The sequence below is a fragment of the Plantactinospora siamensis genome (genome assembly GCF_042434095.1).
GTDB lineage: Bacteria > Actinomycetota > Actinomycetes > Mycobacteriales > Micromonosporaceae > KBS50.
The window spans coordinates 58728-75357 of the sequence record NZ_JBHLUE010000036.1 but is presented as its reverse complement, the minus strand read 5'-3'; the positions used below and the strand labels follow the sequence as shown (position 1 = coordinate 75357).

Genomic DNA, 16630 nt, shown 5'->3' with positions numbered 1-16630 from the left:
GCCGTTTCGGCGTCGTGTCCGGGCGGTGTCGGCGGGAACCCGCTGTTGACTCTGGCAATGTTATCGATAACATCGATAAAGTTGTTTCTTTGAGTGGCCGTCGTGTCATCGCCCCGAAGGGAGAGCCGGATGCAGCTCGCAGGCGGAAACACGGATCCCCCGCGCCGTCCGTGGCGCCGCTGGTCGTTCGGGGCGGCGGCGCTGCTGCTGGTGCTCAGCGGCGCCGTCTGGTTCGTCGGCGTCCCCCTGGCGCCGCCGGCCCAGGCGCTCGGCAACGGGCTGGCGCTGACCCCGCCCATGGGCTGGAACGACTGGAACGCGTACGGCTGCAACGTGTCGGAGACGCTGGTCAAGCAGACCGCCGACAAGATCGTGTCAGCGGGCCTGGCCGCGGCCGGCTACCAGTACGTGAACATCGACGACTGCTGGATGCAGCACAGCCGCGACGGCAGCGGAAACCTCCAGCCGGACTACGCCAAGTTCCCGGACGGCATCTCCGGCACCGCGGCCTACGTCCACTCGAAGGGCCTGAAGCTGGGCATCTACGAGGATGCCGGCACCGCGACCTGCGCCGGCTATCCGGGCAGCCTGGGACACGAGACGCAGGACGCGCGGCAGTTCGCGGCCTGGGGGGTCGACTATCTCAAGTACGACAACTGCAACAACAACGGCAGCAGCACCACCCAGCAGTACATCCAGCGATACTCGGCCATGCGTGACGCGCTGGCCGCGACCGGCCGGCCGATCGTCTACAGCATCTGCGAGTGGGGCGTGAACGCCCCGTGGACCTGGGCGGGCGACGTCGGCAACCTGTGGCGGACCACCGGGGACATCGGCGCCAACTACAACAGCATGCTGTCGATCTTTCACCAGAACGTGGGGCTGGACGCGTACGCCAAGCCCGGCGCGTGGAACGACCCGGACATGCTCGAGGTCGGCAACGGCATGTCGGCCACCGAGGACCGGAGCCACTTCAGCCTGTGGGCCGAGATGGCCGCCCCGCTGCTGGCCGGAAACAACCTGGTCAACGCCAGCTACACCACGCTGTCGATCCTGGGCAACCGGGACGTGATCGCGGTCGACCAGGACTCGCTGGGCCGGCAGGGCCGGATGGTCAGCTCGTCCGGCGGGTTGGACGTGCTGGCCAAGCCGCTGTCCAACGGGGACGTCTCGGTGGTGCTGTTCAACGAGAACAGCGGCACGGCCACCATCAGCACCACGGCCGCGGCCATCGGCAAGAGCGGCGCCAGCAGCTACGCGCTGAAGGACCTGTGGTCCGGGGCCACCAGCAGCACCACCGGCACGATCAGCGCCAGCGTGCCCGGGCACGGCGTGGTGATGTACCGGGTCTCCGGCGGCACCACCGGCACGCCCAGCCCGACGCCCACGCCGAGCGGCTCGACCTTCGCGCTGCGCGGCGTCGGCTCCAACCGGTGCCTGGACGACCCGAACGGCGGCACCACCAACGGCGTCCAGCTGCAGATCTGGGACTGCACCGGCGGCGCCGGCCAGCGCTGGACATACACCGGCTCGGGGCAGCTGCAGGTGGTCGGCAAGTGCCTCGACGCCTACAACAACCAGACCAGCGCCGGCACCAAGGTGATCCTCTGGGACTGCAACGGGCAGACCAACCAGCAGTGGCGGATGAACTCCGACGGCACGGTCACCGGGGTGCAGTCCGGGCTGTGTCTGGACGTCACCGGCGCGGCGACCGGCAACGGCGCCCTCGTCGAGCTGTGGACCTGCAACGGCCAGAGCAACCAGCGGTGGACCCGGGTCTGACCGACACCGCGCCGCAGCACGCCGGGCCGGCCGGCCGCGAGCAATCGCGGCCGGCCGGCCGCTTTCGTGGCGCGTTCCCCGAGCGTGCGGGACGGTCGACCGGCGGGATGGGGGCTTCCATCGGACCCTTTCCAATCGAACATCACTCGCGTACCGTCGCGGGCCTTGGGTGAAGGAGGACCGCCATGCCTCGACCCGTCGATCCGCCGGACCGGCCCGCCGACCTCGAACAGTTCGGCTACCGCCAGGAGCTGAGCCGCTCGCTGAGCTTCACCGACCTGCTCGTCTACGGCCTGATCTTCATGGTCCCGATCGCCCCGTTCGGCATCTTCGGCAGCGTGTTCGCCGGCTCCGGCGGGATGGTGGCGCTGGCGTACGTGATCGGCATGGTGGCCATGATGTTCACCGCGCTGTCGTACTCGCAGATGGCCCGCGCCTTCCCGATGGCCGGCTCGGTCTACAGCTACGCCGGGCGCGGCATCGCGCCGCCGGTGGGCTTCCTGGCCGGCTGGGTGATCCTGCTCGACTACGTCCTGGTGCCCGGCCTGCTCTACCTGGTAGCCAGCGTGGCCATGCACTCCCTCGTGCCGGCCCTGCCGGTGTGGCTCTGGCTCGCCGGGTTCGTGCTGCTGAACACGGTGGTCAACTACTTCGGCATCGAGCTGACCGCCCGGGTCAACCGGATCATGCTGGCGGCCGAGGCGGTGGTGCTGGCCATCTTCCTGGTCATCGGCGTGGTGGCGCTGGCTCAGGGCAAGGGGCGGGGCTTCTCGCTGCGGCCGCTCTACGACGCCGGCACGTTCTCCTGGCCCCTGGTGTTCGGCGCCGTCTCGGTGGCCGTGCTGTCCTTCCTCGGCTTCGACGGCATCTCGATGCTGGCCGAGGAGAACCGGGAGGAGGCCCGGCAGATCGGCCGGGCCATGGTGGGCGCGCTGCTGCTGGCCGGGGTGCTGTTCATCGTGCAGACCTGGGTGGCCGCGCTGCTCGTACCGGATCCGGCCGGCCTGCTCGACAAGGGCGACCCGGAGGGGACGGCCTTCTACGACGCGGCCCGGGTGGCCGGCGGCGGCTGGCTGGCCGGCCTCACCGCGCTGGCCACGGCCATCGCCTGGGGCTTCGCCAACTCCCTGGTGGCCCAGGCCGCCACCTCCCGGCTGCTGTACGCGATGGCCCGCGACCGCCAGATGCCGTCGTTCCTGGCCCGGATCAACCCGCGGCACCGCGTCCCGGCCAACGCCACCCTGCTGGTGGCGGTCCTGTCGCTGGCGCTCGGTCTCTACATGGCCAGCCGGGACGACGGCATCTCGCTGCTGTCCACGCTGGTCAACTTCGGGGCGTTGACCGCGTTCCTCGCCCTGCACGTCTCGGTGGTGGTGCACCACGTCGTGCGGCGGGGCAGCCGGGACTGGTGGCGGCACCTCATCGTGCCCGTCATCGGGTTCGCCATCCTGCTCTACGTCGTGATCAACGCGCGGGTCGCGGCCCAGGTGCTCGGCTTCATCTGGCTCGGCATCGGGGTGATCGTGCTGGTGGTCCGGTACGCCACCGGCCGGCCGCCGGAACTGCCCGCCCTGGCCGGCGCCGACCCGGACGCCTCCACCGAGCCGACAAAGGAAACCGCATGACCGAGGTCGTCACCTACCGGCCGGGGCCGGAGGAGCTGTCGTACACCTTTGGCGGCCGGGACCCGGTCCGCCGGGTCCGGCCCGGCACGGTGGTCGAGCTGTACACGGAGGACTGCTTCGGCGGCCGGGTACGCGGGGTCGACGACCTGCCGTCCCGAGTGTGCGAGTTCCCGTTCCTCAACCCGGTGACCGGGCCCATCCACGTCGAGGGCGCCGAGCCGGGGGACACCCTCGCGGTGCACGTGGTGGCCATCGAACCGGCCCGGGACTGGGCGGTCTCCAGCACGTTCCCGCACTTCGGCGCGCTGACCGGCACGCACGCCACGGCCACCCTGCACCCGCCGCTGGACGAGCTGGTCTGGCTGTACGAGGTGGACCGCGCGGCCGGCACGGTCACCTACCGGGCCCGGCGCGGTGACTTCACCGTCGCGCTGCCGCTGGACCCGATGCACGGCACCATGGGGGTGGCGCCGGCGGCGTTCGAGTCGCGGATGACGATCGTGCCGGACGCGCACGGCGGCAACATGGACTCGCCCGAGCTGCGGGCCGGGGTCACGGCGTACTTCGGGGTGAACGTGCCGGGCGCGCTGTTCGCGGTGGGGGACGGGCACTGCCGGCAGGGCCACGGCGAGGTGTGCGGCACCGGGGTGGAGGCCGCGATGAACACCACCGTGATCCTCGACCTGATCAAGGGCGCGCCGACGCCGTGGCCACGGCTGGAGACCGACGACGTCCTGCTGAGCACCGGCTCGGCCCGGCCGCTGGAGGACGCGTACCGGATCAGCCAGCACGACCTGGTGACCTGGGTGGCCGCGCTGGCCGGGCTGGACCTGCTCGACGCGTACCAGCTGGTCAGCCAGGCCGGTACGGCGCCGGTGGGCAACGTCTGCGACCCGAACTACACGATGCTGGCCGGCATCCCGAAACGCTACCTGGGCCGGACCAGCGCGTACGAGGGTGTGCACGCGCGGCTGCGGGCGATCGCGGGGGAGTACCTGGCGCACCGCTGAGGTGACCGGCCGCCGGTCGTCCGGGCCCCGCCCGGCCGCCGGTCGTCGGGGCCCCGCCCGGCCGGCGGCGCGGAGCCAGGTCGGCCGGAGCGCCGGCCGGTCAGCCGGGGCCGAGCAGGTCGGCGGCCAGGGTGCGGTGGGTGACCAGGCCGCTCAGCATGCCGCTGCGCAGCGCCGCCCGCACCGCCGGCGCCTTGGCGACGCCGTACGCGATGCCGATGACGTCGGGCACGGCCCGCAGCTCGGCCGCGGAGATCCCGATCATGCGGTCGGTGAGCCCGGCCCGCACCGGTACGCCGTCGGTGTCGATGAGCACCCCGGAGATCTCGGCGCGGCCGCCGAGCCGGTCCACCAGCCGGCGGTCCCGTTCGCTGGCGGCGTCGTGGATGGTGGACTCGCCCGGCGCCCAGCGGCCGATCCCGACGACCGCCTTGGTGACGGCGTCGAACCGGGCGAAGGCGCGGGCGATCTCGGGCTGCTTCCGCATGGCCCGCGCGGTGCCGGCGGTCGGCACCACCAACGGAGCGTGGAAGAAGTACGCGGGCCCGCCCGCGGCGCGCGCGGCCTGCCGGACCAGGTCCACCGAGCTGTCGTGCAGGTCGGGCTCGGCGAGCGAACCGGTCAGCTGCACGACCGGGACGCAGGCCAGCCGCCGCAGGGCCGCGGTCATCGCGCCGACGGCGCGCGACCAGGCCAGGCCGAGGACGTCGGTCGGCACGACGATCTCGGTGAGCAGGTCCGCGGCCGCCGCACCGACCTGGCGGCGCGGGGACGGCTCGTCCTCGGCGTCCACCACCACGGCGTGCCGCAGCCCGAACTCGCGTTGCAGCCGGGCGGACAGCTCGACGTCGACGGCGCCCGGGTAGCCGATCTCGATCCGGACGATGCCGCTGGCCCGGGCGCTGGAGATCAGCCGGGCCACCTTGAACCGGCTGAGCTGGAACTCGTCCGCGATCTCCACCTTGGACCGGCCGTCCAGGTAGTAGCGCCGGGCCACGGAGGCGGTCAGCACGAGTTCCGCCGGACCGCCGGCGAACGGCGTGGACATCGACGGCTTCCTCTCTGTTGCTCATCTGAGCGGACGTATCGACCAGTGTGGCACGGACCGTTGACGACTCGACCCGGAGGCCAGCAGACTACGAACGAGCACCAGGGCGCTCATCTGCGCGGGCCGGCGGCGCTGCCGGCCGCACCGGGAGGCAGCGATGGCTCGACGGAACCCAGTTCGGATCGCCGCGCTCGGCCTGGTCACCGCGCTCGCGGCGACCGGGTGCGCGGGTTGGGGCGGCGGGGTCAGCGGCGGGAGCAGCAGCAGCATCAACGTGCTGATGGTGAACAACCCGCAGATGGTGGATCTCCAGCGGCTCACCGCGGCGAACTTCACCCGGCAGACCGGCATCCAGGTCAACTTCACGGTCCTGCCGGAGAACGACGTCCGCGACAAGATCAGCCAGGAGTTCTCCAGCCAGGCCGGCCAGTACGACGTGGCCTCGCTATCGAACTTCGAGATCCCGATCTACGCCCGCAGCGGATGGATCGCGCCGCTTGACGCGTACATCGCCGCGGACCAGCAGTTCGACCAGGCCGACATCCTCAAGCCGATGACGCAGTCGCTCACGGCCGACGACGGCAAGATCTACGGGGAGCCGTTCTACGGCGAGTCCTCGTTCCTGATGTACCGCAAGGACGTCCTGCAGGCCAGGGGCGTCACCATGCCGGCCAACCCGACCTGGCAGCAGGTGGCCGACATCGCGGCGCGGATCGACAACGCCCAGCCCGGGATGCGGGCCATCTGCCTGCGCGGCCAGCCCGGCTGGGGCCAGCTGTTCGCGCCGCTCACCACCGTGGTCAACACGTTCGGCGGCACCTGGTTCGACAAGGACTGGACGCCGCGGGTGAACGCGCCCGAGTTCCGCGCGGCCACCCAGTTCTACGTCGACCTGGTCCGGGCGCACGGCGAGCCCGGCGCGGCGCAGGCCGGCTTCACCGAGTGCCTCAACAACACCGTCCAAGGCAAGACGGCCATGTGGTACGACGCCACGTCCCCGGCCGGCTCGCTCGAGGCCGCCGACTCGCCGGTCAAGGGCAAGATGGGGTACGCCCCGGCGCCCGTCGCGCAGACCCGCAGCTCCGGCTGGCTGTACGCGTGGGCCTGGGGCATCCAGCAGGCCAGCCGCAAGAAGGACAACGCCTGGAAGTTCGTCTCCTGGGCCTCCAGTCGGCAGTACGAGGAGCTGGCCGGCGGCCAGCTCGGCTGGTCCCGGGTGCCGGCGGGCAAGCGCGCCTCGACGTACCGGAACGAGAAGTATCTCGCCGAGGCCGGCGCGTTCGCCGAGCCCACCCGCCGGGCCATCGAGAGCGCCGATCCGCGCAACCCGGGGGTCCAGCCCCGGCCGGCCATCGGCATACAGTTCGTCGACATTCCGGAGTTCACCGACCTGGCCACCCAGGTGTCCCAGGACGTCAGCTCGGCGATCGCCGGCCGGGAGAGCGTGCCGGCCGCGCTGGACAAGGGGCAGCGACTCGCCAGGGACGTGGCCGAGCGCTACCAGGCCCGCGAGAGCAAGTAGGAGGCCGGCCATGACCGTCGCGGTAGAGAAGACTTCGGAACGGCGTCACCGGGCGCCGGCCACCGACCGCCCGCGCGCCCCGCGCCGGGCCGGGGACTGGGCCCGGCGGGCGCCGCTGCTGCCCGCCCTGCTCTTCCTGATCATCGTGACCCAGTTGCCATTCGTGGCCACGCTGGTCATCTCGTTCATGGACTGGAACGCCTACTATCCGGCCGAGCGCCGGTTCGCCGGCCTGGACAACTTCCGCCGGGTCTTCACCGACATCAACATGCGCAACGCGGTGGTCACCACCATCCTGCTGACCGTGGCGGTGGTCCTGGTCAGCCTCGTCCTGGGGCTGCTGATCGCCCTGCTGCTGGACCGCCGGTTCCGGGGCCGCGCGGCCGTGCGCACCATGCTCATCGCGCCGTTCCTGGTGGTGCCGGTGGCGGCCGCCCTGCTGTGGAAGCACGCGCTCTACAACCCCGGGTACGGCCTGTTCAATGGGCTGCTGACCGGGCTGTGGCGGCTGTTCGGCGCGGACCGGCCGCCGCAACCGGACTGGATCTCCTCGATGCCCCTGCCGGCGGTCATCGCCGCGCTGGTCTGGCAGTGGACGCCGTTCATGATGCTGATCCTGCTGGCCGGGCTGCAGAGCCGGCCGCTGGACGTGATCGAGGCCGCGAGGGTGGACGGCGCCACGTCCTGGGAGATCTTCCGCTATCTCACCTTCCCGCACCTGCGGCAATATCTCGAGCTGGGCGGCCTGCTCGGGTCGATCTACGTGGTGCAGAACTTCGACGCCGTCTTCACCATCACCTCCGGCGGCCTGGGCACGGCCAACCTGCCGTACACGATCTACCAGATCTTCTACACCGCCCACGACTACGGGCGGGCCTCCGCCGCGGCGGTGGTGGTCGTGGTCGGCACGATCATCATCGCCACGTTCGCGCTGCGTACCGTGTCCACGCTGTTCCGGGAGGAGACCGCGCGATGAGTTCGATCACCGACACCGCGCCCGTGCCGGCCACCCGCACCGCCGGCGGAGCGCCGCGGGCGCGCCAGCGGGAGCGCGGCGGCCTGGTGCTGACGGTGCTGGCCTGGCTGGTCGGCGTCGTGTTCGTGCTTCCGGTGCTGTGGATGCTGCTCACCTCGCTGCACAGCGAGCCGGACGCGGCCACCAACCCGCCGTCGCTGGCGGCCCCGCTGACCCTGCAGGGCTACCGGGACTTCTTCGGCTCCTCGACCGGGGCCAGCCCCTGGCCGCCGCTGGCCAACTCGCTGTCCGCGAGCCTGGTGTCGACCGCGCTGGTGCTGCTGCTCGCCATCCCGGCCGCGTACGCGCTGTCGATCCGGCCGGTGCGGAAGTGGACGGACGTGCTGTTCTTCTTCCTGTCCACCAAGATGCTGCCGGTGGTGGCCGGCCTGCTGCCGATCTACCTGTTCGCCCAGCGGGCCAGCCTGCTCGACAACATCTGGCTGCTGATCATCTTTTACACCTCGATGAACCTGCCGATCGCGGTCTGGATGATGCGGTCCTTCCTGGCCGAGGTGCCGGTGGAGATGCTCGAGGCCGCGGCCATGGACGGCGCCGGGCTGCCGCGTACGTTGCGGGCCGTGGTGGCGCCCGTGGTGATGCCCGGCATCGCGGCCACCTCGCTGATCTGCTTCATCTTCAGCTGGAACGAGCTGCTGTTCGCTCGGGTGCTGACCGGTACGGTGGCACAGACCGCCCCGGTCTACCTCACCGGCTTCGTGACCAGCCAGGGCCTCTTCCTGGCCAAGGTCTGCGCGGCCGCCGTGGTGGTGTCGCTGCCGGTGCTGGTGGCCGGGTTCGCCGCCCAGGACCGGCTGGTCCAGGGCCTGTCGCTGGGAGCCGTGAAGTGACCGCACTGACCGAGGCCAACCTGGGCGCGCTGGGGGACCGGCTGCCGGTTCTCCGGTACGACCGGAGCCGGTTGCGCACCGGGATCGTGCATTTCGGGGTCGGCGGCTTCCACCGGGCGCACCAGGCCATGTACCTCGACCGGCTGATGGCCGGGGGCGAGGCGCTGGACTGGGCGATCTGTGGGGTGGGCGTGCTGCCCGCCGACCGGCGGATGCGGGACGCGCTGGCCGCCCAGGACGGGCTGTACACGCTCGTGGTGAAGGACCCGGACGGCGGGCTCGCGGCCCGGGTGGTCGGCTCGATCCGGGATTACCTGTTCGCCCCGGACGACCCCGCGGCGGTGGTGGCCCGGCTGGCCGACGAGCAGACCCGGATCGTGTCGCTGACCGTCACCGAGGGCGGCTACAACTTCTCGCCGGTCACCGGGGAGTTCGACGCCGGCCAGCCCGACGTGGCGCACGACCTCACCGCCGACGCGCCGCCGCGTACCGTGTTCGGTCTGGTCACCGCGGCGTTGCGGCGGCGTCGGGAGCGCGGCCTGCCCCCGTTCACGGTGATGTCCTGCGACAACATCCAGGGCAACGGCGACGCCGCGCGGCGCAGCTTCGTGGCCTTCGCCCGGCGCCTGGACCCGGACCTGGGCGCCTGGGTGGCCGCCGAGGTGGCCTTCCCCAACAGCATGGTCGACCGGATCACCCCGGTGACCACGCCGGAGGACATCGCCGAGGTGGAACGCCGGTTCGGGGTGGCCGACCGGTGGCCGGTGGTGTGCGAGCCGTTCACCCAGTGGGTGCTCGAGGACCGCTTCCCGGCCGGCCGGCCGCCGCTGGAGCACGTCGGGGTCCAGCTGGTGGCGGATGTCGAACCGTACGAGCTGATGAAGCTGCGCCTGCTCAACGCCAGCCACCAGGCGCTGTGCTACTTCGCCCACCTGTGCGGATACCGGCTGGTGCACGACGCGGCCCGGGACCCGCTGTTCGCCGACTTCCTGCTGGCCTACATGGACCGGGAGGCGACCCCCACGCTCGCGCCGGTGCCCGGGGTGGACCTGGCCGCGTACAAGCGGGAGCTGATCGAGCGGTTCTCCAACCCCGGCGTCCGGGACACCGTGGCCCGGCTGTGCGCCGAGAGCTCCGACCGGATCCCGAAGTGGCTGCTGCCGGTGGTGCGGCACAACCTCGCGCACGGCGGCGAGGTGCGCCGCTCGGCGGCCGTGGTCGCGAGCTGGGCCCGGTACGCGGAGGGCGTCGACGAGCAGGACGAACCGATCGAGGTGGTGGACCGGCTCGGGGACAGGCTGACCGCGGCCGCCCGCCGGCAACGCGCGGAGCCGCTGGCGTTCCTGGCCGACCGGGAGCTGTTCGGCGACCTGATCGAGCAGGAGCGGTTCGTGGCGGCGTACCGGGCCGCGCTGGACTCGCTGCACCACAAGGGCGCCCGGGAGACCCTGCGGGAGCTGGTCGCGGCGCCCTGAGCCGGCCGACCGTAGGGTCGCGCCCGGCTCGCGGATCCGGTGCCCGGCGTGCCGGCGGGCCGCCTCCGGCTGGGCGACCCGGCTGCGGCTGGGCGACCCGGCTGCGGCTGGGCGACCCGGCTGCGGCTGGGCGACCCGGCTGCGGCTGGGCGACCCGGCTCCGGACGGGTGACCGACCCGGCTCAGCCCGGGGCGATGCCGGCGAGGAGCGTGTCGATGATGTCCGGGACGCCCCTGGCCAGCTCGCCCCGGGCCACCCCGCCGACGACTTCGGCGAACCCGAGCATCATGGCCGAGCCGATGATCATCGTGACCGTGGCGTCGAGCGGAAAGTCGCCGAGCCGGCCGAGCCGTCGCTCGCCGGTGAGGTAGTCGGCGAGCGGTCCGATCAGTCGGTGGTGCCCCATCGGCTCCCGGTGGATCTCGACCATGAACCTGTGCAGCAGCGTGGGCTCGGACATCAGCCCGGTGACCACGGGCAACGTGTCGGCGATCAGCTTGTGGACGGCCTCCGCGTAGCTGACCAGGTTGGCCCGCACCTCGCCCGTGCCCGGCGCCGGCAGATCCCGCTCGAACGTGGCCAACTCGCCGGCGTACCGGCGCAGCAGGGCCGCCACCAGCAGGTCGTACTTGTCGGCGAAATAGTTGTAGAGCACCCCGTCCGACACGCCGGCGGCACGGGCGATCTCCCGAGTGGTGATGGCGCCGACCTGCCGCTCGGCGAGCAGCCGTTCCGCCGTGTCGACCAGCTGCTGCCGCAGCGCGACGGCCGGGTCGTCGCCGGCCCGGCCGCGCGTGGCTCTGGCCCGTCTAGGTGACATCGCGCCTAACGGTAACGGACGCGGCCAGCAGGACGAACACGGCCGCGTAGCCGGCCAGGGCCAGGCCGCCCGCCCATTGCGGCAGCAGGTCGATCCCCGGAAACGGCACGCCCTCCAGCGCCTGCGCGCTGCGGAACGGCAGCCAGCGGCCGAGGTCGCCCAGCAACTGCCCGGCGATGCCCTCGACCAGGGCCAACCACGCCAGTGCCGCCGCGACGGCCGCCGTGACGTTGCGGATCAGCGCGCCAACCCCGACGCCGACCGCCGCGAAGCAGGCGTTCCAGGCCACGCAACCGGCGACGGTGCCCCAGATCGCGGACGAGCCGAGATCCAGGGCGCCGCCCCTGGCGCTCAGCCACACGGCCGTGGCGGTCATCGCCACCACGGAGCTCACCAGGCCGAAGACCACGCCGGCGGCCGTGTGCACGGCGAGCTTGGCGGCGATCACCCGGCCACGACGTGGGGTGCCGAGGTAGGTGTCGGTGATGGTCCGGTGCCGGTACTCGCCGGCCACGGCGAGGATCCCGAGCAGCAGGGAGAAGAGCGACACCAGCCCGGCGTGCGCGACGGCACGTCGCGCGGTGACGGGATCGGCGGCGTCCGCTCCGCCGCCGAGGAACAGTCCGCTCACCCCGGCCACGATGACCAGTTGGGCGGCGAGCAGCAGCATCAGCGGAGCGCGTACGCTCCGAAGCTTGTCGATCTCGGTGCGCATGGTTGCCTCCTAGTCGGCTGCGGTGAGTTCGAGGAACGCGGACTCCAGTGAGTCGCCCAGGCCGTCCAGGGAGCCGGCGTACCGCAGCCGCCCCCGGTCGACGATCACGACCTGATCGACGGTCTGCGCGACCTCGCTGAGGACGTGGCTGGAGACCACGATGGCGCGCCCGCGGCCCGACAGCTCCCGCAGCAGCCCCCGCAGCCAGGCCATCCCCGCCGGATCGAGGCCGTTCGCGGGCTCGTCCAGGATCAGCACCTCCGGATCGCCGAGCAGGGCCCCGGCCAGCCCGAGCCGTTGCCGCATGCCCAGGGAGTAGCCGCGGATCCGTCGGTCGGCGGACTCCGACAGCTGGACGAGGTCGATCACCTCGTCGATCCTGGACGATGCGGCCCTCGCCGGGCCGGCGAGGATCCGCAGGTGGTCCCGGCCGGTGCGACCCGGATGAAGTCCGGTCGCCTCGAGCACGGCGCCCACCGTGCGGCGCGGGTGAGGCAGGTCGGCATACCGGCGCCCGCCGATCAACGCCGTGCCCGCCGTGGGGGTCACCAGGCCCAGGGCCATCCGCAGGGTGGTCGTCTTGCCGGCCCCGTTCGGGCCGAGAAAGCCGGTGATGACGCCGGCGGGCGCCTCGAAGGACAGCTCCGAGACGGCGTGCACCGCGCCGAAGTGCTTGGTCAGTCCGCGGACCGACAGGTCAGCCATGATCCCTCCTCGCCTGTGAGCGTACGCTCATGAACAAGCGCTCATGAGCATACGCTCATTTGCGCCGGGACGGGGGTCGGGACCGCCGCGGACCCGCCGGCATCGCCGGGCGGGTGGGGCGCCGCAGGGAGGGCGCAAATGGACCGGGCCGGTCGCCGCATCGCTGCGGCGGCCGGCCCGGCGGGCGGTGCGGTGGATCAGCCGAGGGTCAGCGCGGTGTCATCGACCACGAAGGACGTCTGCAGGGAGCTGTCCTCGGTGCCGCTGAACGAGACGGTGACCGTCTGGCCGGCCAGCGACGAGACGTCGAACGACTTCTGGCTGTAGCCGCTCGCGGCGTTGACGTTGGAGTAGGTGGCCAGGGTGGTGGAACCGGCCTTCACCGTCAGCTTGTCGTACGCCGTGCTGCCGGACTCCGCGGTGTCGATGTGCAGCCAGAAGCTGAGGGTCGCTCGGCATCCGGCGGGGATCGTCACGGACTGGCTGGCCGTGTCGGTGTGGGTGGTGCCGTAGCCGTTCAGCCAGGCCTTGTAGCTGCCGCTGTGCGCCGGCTCCGAGGCGGAGCTGTCGATCACGCCGGAGGTGGTGGACCAGCTGACGTTGCCGGACTCGAAGCCGGGGTTGGCCAGCTTCTGGCCAGAGCAGCCCCCGCCACCGGTGCTGGTGGGCGTCGGGGTGGGGCTCGGCGTGCCGCCGGTGCAGGTCGGGTCGCCGGACTGGGCCGGCACGCTCACCGCGTCCCACGCCGCCTTGACCGTGTTGAACTGGGTGCAGCTGCCCGGGAAGAGGTTCTTGGCCGCGGTCAGCGTCCAGGTGCGGTACTTCAGGTACGACGACGAGCTGGTCTTGAGCAGCATGGCGTTGTACATGATCTTCATGGCGTTCTGGATGCCCAGACCGGTGATCGTGGTGCCGTTGCAGGTGCTGCTGGTGGGCTGGCCGTTGGTCGGGTTGGTGCCCTCAGCGAGCAGGTAGAACCAGTGGTTGCCCGGGCCGGCCGCGGCGTGCACCTCCTGGGTCGGGATGCTGCTGGAGTAGCAGTTCGAGTCGCCCAGCGCCGACGGGTTGTACATGTTGCGGATCGGGCCGCTGCCGACCAGGTTGATCGTCTCGCCCACGGTGAAGTCGGGCGTGTCGTAGCCGGCGGGCTCATTGGCGTACCACTCGGTGGCCGCGCCGAAGGTGTCCGCCACGAACTCCTGGGTGTTGCCGTTGGAGATGCCGCCCGGCGTGTGGTCGTCCACGCCGTGCCCCATCTCGTGGCCGACCACGTCCAGCGAGCTGATCCACTGACCGGCGGTGTTCTTGCCGATCTGGACCTGGGTGCCGTCGTAGTAGGCGTTCTGGTCGTTCAGGCCGACCCGCATCGGCCACGAGCCGCCGCTGCCGTCCATGGCGTTGCGGCCGAGCCACTGCGACAGCATCTTGACCTCGGTCTGGGCCACGAACAGCGCGTCGGCGCAACCGGTCTCCCGGTTCGTGGCGTTGCCGTTGCCCCAGACGTCGTCCGGGCCGGAGAACGTCGTGTTGTTCGCGGCGTCCTGGCAGCTCAGGTTGGTGACCGTCGGGTCCTTCATGTAGTAGGTGCCACCCGACTGCGTGGTGTTCAGGGTGACCGGCTTCGGGCCGTTCCAGGCGGTGTTGCCGGTGCCCTCGACCACGTGCTCCTGGGTGTGCAGCACCTTGCCGGAGGCCGCGTCCACATCCACGGTGAGCCGGCTGTAGCCCTCCTTGCCGGTGCCCCGCACGGTGGTCTCCCAGGCGAGCGTGGGCGCGGAGTCCAGGGTGTACACCACCAGCCGGGTGCCCTCGACGGCCGTCACCGAGCGGAGCTGCTTGCGGGCGGTGGCCGCGGCCGATCCTGCCGTCAGCTTCGGCGAGGTCGCCAGCCCGCTGATGGTCTGGTTCTGGGCCACCGAGCTGGCCACGACCTGGCCGCTGGCGTTGGTGGCGATCACGAAGTCGCCGCCGACCACCGGCAGACCCTTGTAGGTCCGGTCGTAGGGGATGTACTGGGTGCCGGCCGACGAGATCACCGGGTGCTGGACGAAGGCGTCGTCGGCGCTGGCGTGCAGGTACGACGGGCGGCTGGCGACCAGCGCGGACGCCGCGTTGACGGCGAGCGATCGGGCCTGGGCGGCGTCGGGGGTTGGTGCCGGGGGCGCGGCCTGGACGGCCATCGCGGTCCCGGCGGCGGCCAGTCCGGCCGCCGCCGCGCCGCACAGCGCGGTCAGGCGAAACGAGAACTTCACGTGGCGCTCCTGTTTCTCGTGTGGTCCGGCCCGAATCCGGGTAAGGAGGGGAAGGACCGAGGGGGTAGACACAGAGACGTGGGGGATGGTCGCCTCTCCGGAGCTGCCGGCGTGCCCGGTTGTCTGATCGACCAGCCAGCCATCGATGGCTGCGCATAGGCACAATCACACATGCGGAAGCCGTTAACAATAGGCCGGGGCCAGCGAGTTTTTGCGAGTTACCGGCCGGTACGAGCGAACGCCCTAGCCAGGCCGGATGTGACGCCCCGGAACCCCACCCGACATGGGTGGTTACAGATGCGACGGCCGGGCGGTGTAACGGGTGGGCGACGCCCGCGTAACAAGAGCGTCATGCCGACGCCGGCGCCGGGGCGGACACGGCGCCGCCCACCGGACGGACCGAGCGGTCCGTCCGGTGGGCGGGGGTTCTGGCGACGGCCCCGGTCAGATGCGTCCGGTCGCGGCCGCGCGCCGCCGGGAGATCGCGTCGACGCTCGCGGCGATCAGCAGCACCAGGCCGGTGACGATGTAGACGACCGCGGAGGTCTGGTTGAGCAGGCCCATGCCGTTGGCGATGATGGCCACGACCAGGCCACCGAGCACGGCGTCCGCGACCCGGCCCTTGCCGCCGAACAGGCTCGTGCCGCCGATGACGGCCGCCCCCACGGCATACAGCAGCGTGGACGAGCCGCCGGTGCTGGGCGAGATGGAGTTGTCCCGGCTGGCCAGCAGCACGCCGGCCACGCTGGCGAGCGTCGAGCAGGCGATGAAGCAGATCAGCCGGACCAGCGAAACGTTGATGCCGGCCCGCCGGGCCGCCTCGGCGTTGCCGCCCACGGCGTAGACGTGCCGCCCGAACGGCGTGCGCGAGAGCAGGAACGTCAGGCCGCCGAGCAGGATGACCAGCACCGGCACCACCCACGGCACCCCCTTGATCGAGGTGACCTGGGGGTTGCGGCTGCGCTCGATGCTCAGGTAGTACGTCGGCAGGGCCAGCATGAGCGTCACGGCCGCGACCTTGAGCGCCCACACCGTGATGCCCTGGTTGTCCAGGCCGCCGGCGCGCCGGGTGAGCACCCGGCGCAGCGACACCAGCGCGTAGACCGCGGCCACCACGACCATGAGCGTCCAACCGAGCCAGACCGGCAGGTTGTTGTTCATCACCCGCAGCAGCGTGGGGTCGCGCAGCGGGATCGTGCCGCCCTCGCCGATCAGCTTCAGCATCACGCCCTGCAGGCCGAGGAAGGCCGCCAGGGTGACCACGAAGGAGGGGATCCCCAGCCGCGCCACCAGCAGGCCGAGCACCGTGCCGATCACCGCGCCGGTGACCAGGCAGATGAGCAGGCCCTCCCACCAGTTCAGCGAGGTGTGCTTCTGCAGCATCAGGCTCATCACGGCGCCGGCCGTGCCGGCCGTGTACCCGGCGGACAGGTCGATCTCGCCGATCAGCAGCACGAACACCAGGCCCATGGCGATCACGATGACCGCGGCGCCCTGATTGATGAGGTTGGCGAAGTTGAAGGCGTTGGTGAAGGTGTCCGGCCGCAGCGCGGCGAAGACGATGATCAGCACGACCAGCCCGAGGACCGCGGGCAGGCCGCCCACGTCGCCGCCGCGCAGCCGGGCCAGATAGTCGCCGAGGGCGGCCCGTACGCCCTGCGATCCGTTCCGCGGCGCCGGGGCCGGGGCGGACTCGCCGGATCCGGCCAGGGTGGATGCGCTCACTGGTCCGCCTCCCGCTGAAGCTCGTCGTCGGCCGTGCCGTCCCCGGCCGTGCCGTCCCCGGCCGTGCCGTCCCCGGCCGTGCCG

General features: G+C 71.7%; 13 protein-coding genes. 7 read left to right on the top strand and 6 right to left on the bottom strand.

Annotation, left to right across the window (positions count from 1 at the left end; genetic code table 11):
* Positions 1-129 precede the first annotated feature (129 nt).
* From ACFFHU_RS31290 to ACFFHU_RS31280, 3 genes are all read left to right on the top strand, one after another.
* The gene (locus tag ACFFHU_RS31290; RefSeq protein WP_377344156.1) at positions 130-1782 is read left to right on the top strand and encodes a ricin-type beta-trefoil lectin domain protein; all 1653 of its coding nucleotides are present in this window, start codon (positions 130-132) and stop codon (positions 1780-1782) included.
* A 185-nt stretch (positions 1783-1967) separates the two neighbouring features.
* The gene (locus tag ACFFHU_RS31285; protein WP_377344155.1) at positions 1968-3407 is read left to right on the top strand and encodes an APC family permease; all 1440 of its coding nucleotides are present in this window, start codon (positions 1968-1970) and stop codon (positions 3405-3407) included.
* Complete coding sequence (locus ACFFHU_RS31280; protein ID WP_377344153.1) at positions 3404-4417, top strand: acetamidase/formamidase family protein; 1014 nt, start codon at positions 3404-3406, stop codon at positions 4415-4417. The genes ACFFHU_RS31285 and ACFFHU_RS31280 overlap by 4 nt, the downstream gene beginning before the upstream one ends.
* A gap of 100 nt (positions 4418-4517) precedes the next feature.
* On the opposite strand, the gene ACFFHU_RS31275 is transcribed toward ACFFHU_RS31280, so the two are convergent.
* Entirely contained in the window at positions 4518-5465 is a 948-nt protein-coding gene (locus ACFFHU_RS31275; RefSeq protein WP_377344152.1) for a sugar-binding transcriptional regulator, read from the bottom strand.
* 157 nt (positions 5466-5622) lie between these two features.
* Between ACFFHU_RS31275 and ACFFHU_RS31270 the strand changes: the two genes are divergently transcribed.
* From ACFFHU_RS31270 to ACFFHU_RS31255, 4 genes are read left to right on the top strand one after another with little or no spacing between them, the layout of a single operon-like run.
* Entirely contained in the window at positions 5623-6987 is a 1365-nt protein-coding gene (locus ACFFHU_RS31270) for an ABC transporter substrate-binding protein (RefSeq protein ID WP_377344151.1), read from the top strand.
* 10 nt (positions 6988-6997) lie between these two features.
* Complete coding sequence (locus ACFFHU_RS31265) at positions 6998-7963, top strand: carbohydrate ABC transporter permease (RefSeq protein WP_377344150.1); 966 nt, start codon at positions 6998-7000, stop codon at positions 7961-7963.
* The gene (locus ACFFHU_RS31260) at positions 7960-8853 is read left to right on the top strand and encodes a carbohydrate ABC transporter permease (protein ID WP_377344149.1); all 894 of its coding nucleotides are present in this window, start codon (positions 7960-7962) and stop codon (positions 8851-8853) included. The genes ACFFHU_RS31265 and ACFFHU_RS31260 overlap by 4 nt, the downstream gene beginning before the upstream one ends.
* Positions 8850-10328, top strand: a complete 1479-nt coding sequence (locus ACFFHU_RS31255) for a mannitol dehydrogenase family protein (protein ID WP_377344148.1) — start codon at positions 8850-8852, stop codon at positions 10326-10328. Before ACFFHU_RS31260 ends, ACFFHU_RS31255 begins: the two co-directional genes overlap by 4 nt.
* Before the next feature lie 182 nt (positions 10329-10510).
* Here ACFFHU_RS31255 and ACFFHU_RS31250 read toward each other — a convergent pair whose 3' ends face one another.
* The 5 genes from ACFFHU_RS31250 to ACFFHU_RS31230 form a co-directional block, all read right to left on the bottom strand.
* The gene (locus tag ACFFHU_RS31250) at positions 10511-11149 is read right to left on the bottom strand and encodes a TetR/AcrR family transcriptional regulator (RefSeq protein WP_377344147.1); all 639 of its coding nucleotides are present in this window, start codon (positions 11147-11149) and stop codon (positions 10511-10513) included.
* Positions 11139-11864, bottom strand: coding sequence for an ABC transporter permease (locus ACFFHU_RS31245; protein WP_377344146.1), 726 nt, complete (start codon positions 11862-11864; stop codon positions 11139-11141). Before ACFFHU_RS31245 ends, ACFFHU_RS31250 begins: the two co-directional genes overlap by 11 nt.
* 9 nt (positions 11865-11873) lie before the next feature.
* Complete coding sequence (locus ACFFHU_RS31240; protein ID WP_377344145.1) at positions 11874-12569, bottom strand: ABC transporter ATP-binding protein; 696 nt, start codon at positions 12567-12569, stop codon at positions 11874-11876.
* Between the two features lie 197 nt (positions 12570-12766).
* Positions 12767-14821, bottom strand: coding sequence for a M4 family metallopeptidase (locus ACFFHU_RS31235; RefSeq protein WP_377344144.1), 2055 nt, complete (start codon positions 14819-14821; stop codon positions 12767-12769).
* Between the two features lie 444 nt (positions 14822-15265).
* A complete protein-coding gene (locus ACFFHU_RS31230) occupies positions 15266-16546 on the bottom strand; it encodes a sugar ABC transporter permease (RefSeq protein ID WP_377344143.1) in 1281 nt (426 codons plus the stop codon).
* Positions 16547-16630: the final 84 nt, after the last annotated feature.